This window comes from Hoylesella timonensis S9-PR14 (assembly GCF_000762405.1).
Classification (GTDB): domain Bacteria; phylum Bacteroidota; class Bacteroidia; order Bacteroidales; family Bacteroidaceae; genus Prevotella; species Prevotella timonensis_A.
This window is the reverse complement of the sequence record NZ_JRPQ01000060.1, coordinates 1-8,696: the sequence shown is the minus strand read 5'-3', so window position 1 is coordinate 8,696 and position 8,696 is coordinate 1. Positions and strand designations below refer to the sequence as shown.

6 protein-coding genes and 1 tRNA gene are annotated in these 8,696 nt (G+C 41.3%); 3 read left to right on the top strand and 4 right to left on the bottom strand.

Going from position 1 to position 8,696, the window contains the following annotated elements:
• Positions 1–388 precede the first annotated feature (388 nt).
• Together HMPREF9304_RS02890 and HMPREF9304_RS02885 are read right to left on the bottom strand one after the other, a co-directional pair.
• A complete protein-coding gene (locus HMPREF9304_RS02890; protein WP_036926302.1) occupies positions 389–1,600 on the bottom strand; it encodes a GH25 family lysozyme in 1,212 nt (403 codons plus the stop codon).
• Complete coding sequence (locus HMPREF9304_RS02885; protein WP_231564452.1) at positions 1,597–2,607, bottom strand: hypothetical protein; 1,011 nt, start codon at positions 2,605–2,607, stop codon at positions 1,597–1,599. The genes HMPREF9304_RS02890 and HMPREF9304_RS02885 overlap by 4 nt, the downstream gene beginning before the upstream one ends.
• Positions 2,608–2,969: 362 nt before the next feature.
• Here HMPREF9304_RS02885 and HMPREF9304_RS02880 point away from each other — a divergent pair, with 362 nt between their 5' ends.
• On the top strand, positions 2,970–3,578 hold the full coding sequence (locus HMPREF9304_RS02880) for a nitroreductase family protein (RefSeq protein WP_156104749.1): 609 nt from the start codon (positions 2,970–2,972) through the stop codon (positions 3,576–3,578).
• Between the two features lie 104 nt (positions 3,579–3,682).
• Here the strand turns inward: HMPREF9304_RS02880 and HMPREF9304_RS02875 are convergent, their stop codons facing one another.
• The gene (locus tag HMPREF9304_RS02875; RefSeq protein ID WP_036926300.1) at positions 3,683–5,380 is read right to left on the bottom strand and encodes a S41 family peptidase; all 1,698 of its coding nucleotides are present in this window, start codon (positions 5,378–5,380) and stop codon (positions 3,683–3,685) included.
• A 175-nt stretch (positions 5,381–5,555) separates the two neighbouring features.
• Here HMPREF9304_RS02875 and HMPREF9304_RS02870 point away from each other — a divergent pair.
• Both HMPREF9304_RS02870 and HMPREF9304_RS02865 read left to right on the top strand, forming a co-directional pair.
• Positions 5,556–5,629, top strand: a tRNA-Asn gene (locus HMPREF9304_RS02870).
• A 242-nt stretch (positions 5,630–5,871) separates the two neighbouring features.
• Positions 5,872–6,078: a hypothetical protein gene (locus tag HMPREF9304_RS02865; protein ID WP_036926299.1), complete on the top strand. Its 207-nt coding sequence runs from the start codon at positions 5,872–5,874 to the stop codon at positions 6,076–6,078.
• 711 nt (positions 6,079–6,789) lie between these two features.
• On the opposite strand, the gene HMPREF9304_RS02855 is transcribed toward HMPREF9304_RS02865, so the two are convergent.
• Positions 6,790–7,602: a hypothetical protein gene (locus HMPREF9304_RS02855; RefSeq protein ID WP_036926296.1), complete on the bottom strand. Its 813-nt coding sequence runs from the start codon at positions 7,600–7,602 to the stop codon at positions 6,790–6,792.
• Between the last annotated feature and the right edge of the window lie 1,094 nt (positions 7,603–8,696).

The window sequence follows — 8,696 nt, the reverse complement described above, 5'->3', positions numbered from 1 at the left end:
CACTTTTTGGCGATTGAAGCATTGAGATAAGCCTGCTATTTGCATGCTTTAATGCCGTTGAAGTATGTGAATAGCACCTCTATTGAGTGTTTCCAAGAGCGTTAGGTCCATGTTTCAGCTAAAAAAGACGCCTCGTTTGTGAAAATCAGCTCATTTTTGCAGGTCGTTTGCCTATTAAAATTTTCTATTTTGAAGATTTTAGATGGTCGATTTTTGGTAAAATAAAAGGACAAAAACATTGTTTTGAAAGTGCATTTCCAACTGACTTACTAAGCAGGGAAATCGTAGTCATATTATGGCAGGGAGGCACAAGTTATGTTCTTGTCTCCTTTGTGTTGTTCGTTATTCAGTTGCTTGTTGCAGTATGTACGCATCAACGATAATGAGATTACTTGATGCGTTCGTTCCGCAAGAATTCTTCAAAGCTGTCCTGATAGCCGTTGAAAATATTGATATCAACATCGCTTTTGATGCCTTTTACTCTCCCGTCAGGACTTAGCTGCCACATCACCAAGTGAACGTTAGGTTTGTATTCGCCATAACGTGCTATCCAAACATTGTAGTTTTTCATAAGATCTGGTGCTTCGGGCAGGTATTTGTTGACAAAAATCTGACTGATATATAAAATAGGTTTTACGCCTACATGCTTTTCTACTAATTGTAGCCATGCTCTCACCTCGTTGAACATCGCCTTTACTCCGCCCATCTTAGCGATTTGACTGGGATAAGGCTCCACATCAAGGACTGGAGGAAAGTCTCCCTTTTGAAAGAGAGTGTTGCGCAAAAAGTACTTGGCTTGCGCCTTACCACTGGTCAGGGTAGAGAAGAAGTGATAAGCACCACAGTGGATTCCGTTTCTTTTGGCAGCCCGATAATCGCCCTTATAATATCTGTTTCGTATCGTTGTACCTTCTGTTGACTTGATGTAACAGAACGATATGGGATAACTCACAGTGCCACGGATGTGCTTCTTGCTAATTGTTCCCAAATGAGTAATGCGGAGTTGATTCCAATAAATGGGGTAATGTTTTTTGCCTATTTCGTGTTGGTGGCGTGAAATATCGATGCCATAGATGCGTTGCTCCGTATAAACCAGTCGCTCTCCAAGATAGCGGTCAGCTTTCCATTCGCCTAAACGCAACTTTTTAGGCGATGAGGCGAAGCCAAATCCGCTACGTTCGCCTTGCAACCAATAGCCATGATAATAAGTTTCATCGGTAGACGTGTAGCTGCCAGCGCCATCGGGTTGCCCTTTCTGATTGAGTTGCCCCGTATATACGCCATCAGAATCGGTACGAGTACCATGGATTAAGGTGTTTGCTTTCCATAAGCCAACGATTCGTTGACCGCAGCTATCGTAACTAACACCTTTGCCTTCTCGTTTGCCGTCGACCCACTGCCCTGCATACACGACACGACCATGATAGCGCATTTCACCATAACCCTCATATTTTCCTTTAACCAATGTGCCACGGTAAGTATAGCCACGCTGCTGTGAAACAACTTGTACATCGGGGTGTATTCTGCTGCAAGACATGCAAAGAGAAAGGACGAGGAGCGTTACGAATGTGGGTAGCGATGAATGAAAGTAGAATTTCATGGCTTTCCCTCCTTGCTGAAAAAGTCGAGTAATTGGGTTCGGTCAATGACGTGTTTCCCTTGTGTGATGCCTATCAAACGCCCGCCAGAACTAAAAATTAGAGAACCAGCACCTGCCAGCACTGTTGGTAAATCGTGTTGCCCGTCGTGGAGAACGGTTGAAATGATGCAGCAATGCGCTTTTTCTGTTGCCAATTCTGGTATGCCGAGCCCACCATAACCTACTGCCAGTGCATCTCCGTTGCTTTTCGCCTTCCACGGCATGATAGATAATGGAACTGCACCCGTTGGTGTTGTTTGCGTTGTTGTTTGCAGTAGCACTGTTTGCTGTTTCGCTGAAGCGTTGATTTCTACCATGTAGACATGCTGGCGTTCGCCTTTTCTGTTGTTGTAGTGGGCGGTATAGCTCGTTTTGTGGAAGATGCGAATTTGTTTACTTTTCTGAATCGAATCAAAAATACTTGATAGCGCTTTTGCTTGTGCTGCCCTATTTTTTATTTCGTCGGTGTATCCTGCCACCGTATTATATCCTTCGTCATGCACATTATGTATGCGGAGATAGTAATTGAGTTCTTTCAGTCGAGACTGCAAGCGGCGTATTCTCTGCTGATTTCTCGCTTGTTCTTTTCTTATCAGCGTACACGCATCGATGCCGACAGCTTTGTTGACATTGATTTTGATAGTGACCAATCTACCATGACACGATGGAATTACGGCATATCGGTTGAGCCAAACTCCCGTAGAGTAGGTTGTTAGGGTGGAAGAATCACGATGAACAGAAAGGCGATACAAGCTCGAATCGGATGAGATGTCCGCAAAAAACAAGACATTTTTGCCATCGCATACAATTTCGTACCATGACTTACTTTCAATGACAGCTACTGCACGTTTCATTTGTTGTCCAGAGGCGGGCCAACAAGTCCATGTCACCCACGTAATGACGAATAATAGTGCGATGACCAAAGCTATCAGCTTCAAGCGGCTGATGTTGCGAAGTTTCTGTTTCATGCACTGCAAAGTTACCCTAAAAAGCAGATAGTGCAAAAAGATACTTACCTTATTTTTATTTCTTTCGTGTAAAAATAGTGGCACACAACAGGACCACACTTGATGAGAAAGCAGCTGAATGTTGGCTATGCTACTTTTATGTTCGCCCCAGTAGATAAAATGACATGGTGGGGTGAGCATCTATCTGTCACACGAAGCGCATCTGCAATTAGGCAATGAAATGGCGCATTTTACTCTTTTTTATCATTTTTCAACGATAGAAACTTCTATTTTTCAATAATTTATGGCATATTTGTAACAAAGACTTCTGATATAACATTTTAAGGAAGGCTTTTTTCTAAAGAAGAAAATCAAATATGAAAATGAAGACGAGTAGAACTTTTTTGGATGCCATTGCGCATCGTCGTAGTTATTATGCGTTAAAAAATGAGTCGCCAATCTCTGATGACGCCATCCGTGAGATAGTTGAGTGTACTATCAAGCATGTTCCTTCACCCTTTAATAGTCAGAGTACTCGGTTGGTAGTGCTACTGGGTGAGCATCACCAAAAGGTGTGGGAACTTACAAAAGACGTATTAAGAGAGCGAATCGCTCCCGAGAAGTTTGCGCAAACAGAGCAAAAGATTAACGCTTCATTCCAAAGCGGATACGGCACGATTTTGTATTATGAAGACCAATCGGTAGTGCGTGGATTGCAAGAAAAGTTTCCCTCGTATGCTGACAATTTTCCCATTTGGTCCGAACAAACGAATGGTATGCATCAGCTAACCTTGTGGACAGCGCTCGAAGATGCTGGTTTTGGTGCCTCAATACAACATTATAACCCGTTGATAGATGAGGTGGTAGCGAAAGAGTTTCAGATACATCCTGATTGGAAATTGCGCGCTCAAATGCCATTTGGTGTACCAGCAGCCGAGCCGCAAGAGAAAACTTTTGAACCTCTTGACAAGCGACTTCGCTTCTTGAAGTAGCAGTAATAAATTGATTATCAATCACCAAAATTGTTCTGACCATCTCTGTCTCGAACAATTTTGGTTTCTTGAAGTGGACTTCTTTCTGTCTGTTGCTTCTTCGCTTAGTGCTTATTTTGTGTTCCTTTGTTCGTTACACTTTTAGCGCCTAATAGAATTTGGTTATATTCTTCTTTGTTTTTCAGCAGTCGTATGGCTTCTTTTGTTTGTTTGTCGTACTTTAAGCCGTTTTGAATGGCTCCGCCTTGGAAGTAATAAGCTGTTAGGATGTCAGCCGATATGATTTGTTTCAGCTCATTTTTGTTCAACTCCAAATCTTTTGCAACATCATGAGTCAGTTTCTTCTTGAGTGCTGCAAATTCTGGTTTGGCATCTTCATAGTATCCTTCAAACTTAGCTATCTTTTCCAATTCCTTTAACATCTTCTCGGTTCCTGGGTCATAAGTAAACTTATTTTTGAGAACCTGCTGCTTAAATTCGTTGAATTCAGCATCTGTTAGTTCGAATTGATTTGCGGGTGCAATCGTCTTGTGTTTGGCAATATAGTCAATCACGTAGTTGAACATCGTTTCAGTACTATCGCCATGTTGCAAATATGCCGAAATATTCGCAATGGTATCGGGCTTGATTTCTACATCCGGCATAATGCCTCCACCGTCTCTCACCTCACGACCATTTTTGGTATAAAATACCCTTGTCAGTGAATCAGGAAGTTGAGTGTTGAGGGTTTTCCCCTTCTTGTGTTTATAGTTAATGGCTTGAATACATCGACCGCTGGGTATATAATAATGTGCGGTGGTCACTTTCATGTTGCCATTGTAAGGAACTTGCACCGTCATCTGTACCAAACCTTTGCCGAAAGTGCGGGTTCCTACAATGACAGCTCGATCTAAATCTTGCAGACTGCCACTGGTAATCTCACTGGAACTCGCTGTCATGTTGTTTACCAAGACAACCAAAGGCATGATTGTATCTACGGGTTCCATGCGTGTCTTAAAGGCATGGTTTGCACGTTTCAGCTTTCCTTTGTTGGTGACGATGGTGACATCTTTCGGTACAAAGATGTTCACCAAGTCGACAGCTTCTTGTTCAGAACCGCCACCGTTGCCACGCAAGTCGAGTATCATACCTTTTGCGCCTTGCTTTTTCAGGTCAATGAAAGCTTTACGCACCTCTTTGGCGCAATCTTCGTAATACTGGTAAAGATTGATATACCCAATATCTGTGGTTAACATGCCATAAAAAGGAATGACAGGCATTTGGATAGAGCGGCGTTTTACTTTGAACGTCATTATCTTTCCTGTGGAAGGTCGCTTTATCTTTAATAGGAAAGTAGAACCGGGCTCGCCTCGAAGGTGCTCACTCACATACTTCGTATCTTTACCAACCATGGTAGTATCGTCAATCTGAAGGATGATATCCCCCTTTTTTAGACCCACTTCGGCTGCTGGCATCTGTGCATAAGGCTCGTCAATAACAGCATTTTTGAGTTGTAGATGATAGCGTATCAAGGCTCCTATGCCGCCATATTTTCCAGAGATAAAGCGTTTAAGCTCTTGTGTCTCACTCGCTGGATAATACTCTGTATACGGATCTAACCGATTTAGTATCCCCTTGATGCCATCGCCAATGACTTCATTGGCATCAAGCGTATCAACGTACATCAAGTCCAGATTCTTATAAACTGTATTGAAGATTTCTAAATTTTTCGCAGTTTCAAAGAGGTGATTCTTGTCTTCCTGCCCATAAGTAAGTGTGGGCAGTATAACTACCAATAAGAGAGATGTCAATAATTTTTTCATTCTACATGATTTAATGATGAGCAAAGATAATATTTTAACCTCATAATGAGGCTTTGATTTAGAAAAATTTGCCCATTTTAAGGTACAACGATTATTTTTTTTCAAAAAAGTTTGCAAGTTTCAAAAAAACGTTCTACCTTTGCATCCGCAATCAAGAATACGAATTGCACAAAATGCTTCAATAGCTCAGTTGGTTAGAGCACCTGACTGTTAATCAGGGGGTCGTTGGTTCAAGCCCATCTTGAAGCGCACAAAGCGGAAGTCCTATCAAAGGGGTTTCCGCTTTTTTCAATAAGAAAATATGTTGGCTGTGGCTGCTCATTTGTATATCTTCTTCCGTTAGACTTATTATTCATCCAGCAAATAACTTTTATTTCAGTATTATTTTTCTATCTTTCCTCCAAACTCCAATTTTATTTCTTTGTTCTATTGGTGTGAAAATCACAGTTTTTATGTAAATTTGCAAGAGTACTATTATAAATAGGTAAGATATGACGACACTGGGATTTGTCTTATTGATCATTACTTGGATCATTGTTGGATTGACAACGAAAGGCAGAAAGCACACGTCTCAAAATAAGTGGCAGCGGGAAGATAAGATGAAACGCTTAGAAGAGGAGTATGCTCAAAACCTTAAGGTGTGGCAGGAGTGTAAGGCAGATATGAAGAGAAGGCTCAAGAGCTTTTTCGGTTGTTAATCATATGCTTCAAGAATAGCCAACGACTTTGGATGAAATAGCAATTACAATTATCATCTCGAGACAGTTGTGTATGTAGGGAATTTCAGCTAATTCACTTTTGGGAATCCCTATAGGAAGTCTAATATCAAATTCTTTTTCTTGACTAAAGTTCTTGGAAAAGAATTTAATGTACCTCTCACTCAAAAATCTTTTATAATAACCCTTATATGCGGTCAGGCACATAAGGGTTATTTGTTAGTGTGAAGGATGGCTAATATTGGATGTTTACTGCCTCCTGCATGTTTTTTTTCTTAAAGATTAATGGCAATGCCGATAAGCGCCAGTTGTAATATGAGGACAAACCATATCTACCGCCAGAAAGTACGACATGACAGGTGCAGAGGATCATAATGATTGGCACAATCGGTCAACCTTGATCTTGTCAAGTTTAACCTGTAGCATGCAACACTTACTTTAGGGCGGTTCTATAAATTACCACCGTAAAGTTTTTTGTATGTTGGACAGTTTGCGTTTTGTCATCTTGCGGTCTCTTTTTGGTTCAATTTGTTTGTTCGTTCAGTCGTATAGCCCGCTATACTCCTTCACTCACAAACAAATTGACCTCAAAAACAGCCTCGCAATCTGACAAAGCTAATTTATAGAACCGCCCTTTAGTAAAAGTGATCGTTGGCAGAAGCAGTCGCTGTGGCGACACGCATTTTGCGACCGCTACTTTTTGAACACCTTGAAGGTCTTACCATCGCTCGTGCATACAATGTTAATGCCATTGCCAAGAGTAGACCGAAGGTGTCCGTCCATGGAGTAGATGGCTTTGACCTCGCAGCCGTTCTCAACGTTTGTGTGCGCTATGGAAGTAGATTTGTCTGGCACAATGACAATGCTTCGAGCTTCGCTGCCGTCTGCCGTGGCCACGAACTTACCAAACTCGTCTTCGCCAATCTTGCCACCATCGGGCGACTGCATCTTGCAAGCTGTGAGAGTGATGGAGCTTAGCCTTCTGACGGACGTGGCCTTCAGGGTGGCATTTTTCACCACGAGGTGGTTCTTTTTGTCTTCCTCGTCACCCAAGCTCCAACCTTCCAACCTGCCATCTATATCCACGGTGCAGCCGTCAATGGCCAGCGTGGCGTCATGGTGTAGATACACGGCGGTAAATCCTGCGTTCACCTTGAGAGCTCCGCCGCCAGTGATGGTGGTCTTAGAGTTCATGAGACGGACAGCCTCCATGGAGGTGGCATTTATATCACTGCTTCCAATCAGCTTGATGGTAATGTTCAAGCCGCTAACCAAAAGTGTGTAGTAACCTGTGCCGTTCTCGATTTTGGCGTTGTCCAGTGTGAGAGTCTTGGTCGCCGCGTTCCAGCTTACATTGCCCGATTTGAGCCATGTCCCCGTGAGTGTGGCATCATTAGCTATATTTACAGCGTTGTTATCAATTTCGAGTTGTTGCGCGTCGATGCGCCCTGTCCACAGCGTAGTGGCAATAATCAGCAAAAGGGTGTGTAAAGTTTTGAATTTCATAAGCGTAATTATTTAATTGATAATAAAAATATTCATAAAGCCAGTTACTAAACTTTGTTGTATTTTATCCATTTTATGCTGCAAAAGTACATTTTTTCTTTCTTCGCGTTAGTTTAGCTTTTATTTTTTTTTTGAACATCCACACAACACAACAAAATATTATCGCATGCAAGAGCGTAGAAATGTGATAATTAAAGCCTGATGGCATACCACATATTCTTGCAAGAATATATACAAGTATGCGACTCTTTTATAGAAGAAAGATGATTTTTTTTTGCCATTTTTGGTAAAGAAATTCGGCTGCTTTTGTCCTATCATTTTACCAAAAAACGACCATCTAAAATCTTCAAAATAGAAAAATTTAATAGGCAAATGCTCAACAAAAATGGGCTGATTTTCACAAATGAGGCGTTTTTCCAAGCTGAAACATTGACTTCACTCGCTTGGAAACACTCTTTAGAGGTGTTATTCACATACTTCAGCGGCATTAAAGCATGCAAATAGCAGGCTTATCTCAATGCTTCAATCGCTCAAAAGTGGTAAAAATAGGAAGGAAAAGAGACGATGCAAGCATAACATCTTCAAAAACAATGGATTACAAACATCGCTCAAAATTCGCGTATTTGCGACCAACTTTGCCGTTGGTTGTTTTTATGCGAGTTATGAGAGGCTCTTTGTAAAGAAAATTCAGCATTTATTATCTTTCCGTGCAACGTGCCACCGATTTTACACATAGCGTTTTTCGTTGTAAAAAAATGATTCTTCAAATGATCGAGCCGTAGTGATCATAAAAAAATCTCATCATATCTTGTAGATTTTAACGGATTTATGTATTTTTGCAACAGAAATCATAAAAAACGACGTTTATTTTGCTAATTCCAAACCAGCCTGCGTCAATGGTACTCTTATATCGCTGTCAGCGGTTCATGGGAGAAAGTAAAAAAATACATTGAGGAACGCTTAAGAAATGATTAAGGCTGGTTCTATAAATTAGCTTTGTTAGATTTTGAGCTTATTTTTGAGGTCAAAATGCAAGAGAGTGAAGGAGTGTAGCGAGCTACACGACTGAACGAACTTACATTTTGAACCAAAAA

What these genes read in the sequence shown, in the direction of transcription:
- HMPREF9304_RS02890 (WP_036926302.1), bottom strand. Translation starts at nt 1,600, where the DNA reads ATGAAATTCTACTTTCATTCATCGCTACCCACATTCGTAACGCTCCTC.
- HMPREF9304_RS02875 (WP_036926300.1), bottom strand. Translation starts at nt 5,380, where the DNA reads ATGAAAAAATTATTGACATCTCTCTTATTGGTAGTTATACTGCCCACA.
- HMPREF9304_RS02880 (WP_156104749.1), top strand. Translation starts at nt 2,970, where the DNA reads ATGAAGACGAGTAGAACTTTTTTGGATGCCATTGCGCATCGTCGTAGT.
- HMPREF9304_RS02885 (WP_231564452.1), bottom strand. Translation starts at nt 2,607, where the DNA reads ATGAAACAGAAACTTCGCAACATCAGCCGCTTGAAGCTGATAGCTTTG.
- HMPREF9304_RS02855 (WP_036926296.1), bottom strand. Translation starts at nt 7,602, where the DNA reads ATGAAATTCAAAACTTTACACACCCTTTTGCTGATTATTGCCACTACG.
- HMPREF9304_RS02865 (WP_036926299.1), top strand. Translation starts at nt 5,872, where the DNA reads ATGACGACACTGGGATTTGTCTTATTGATCATTACTTGGATCATTGTT.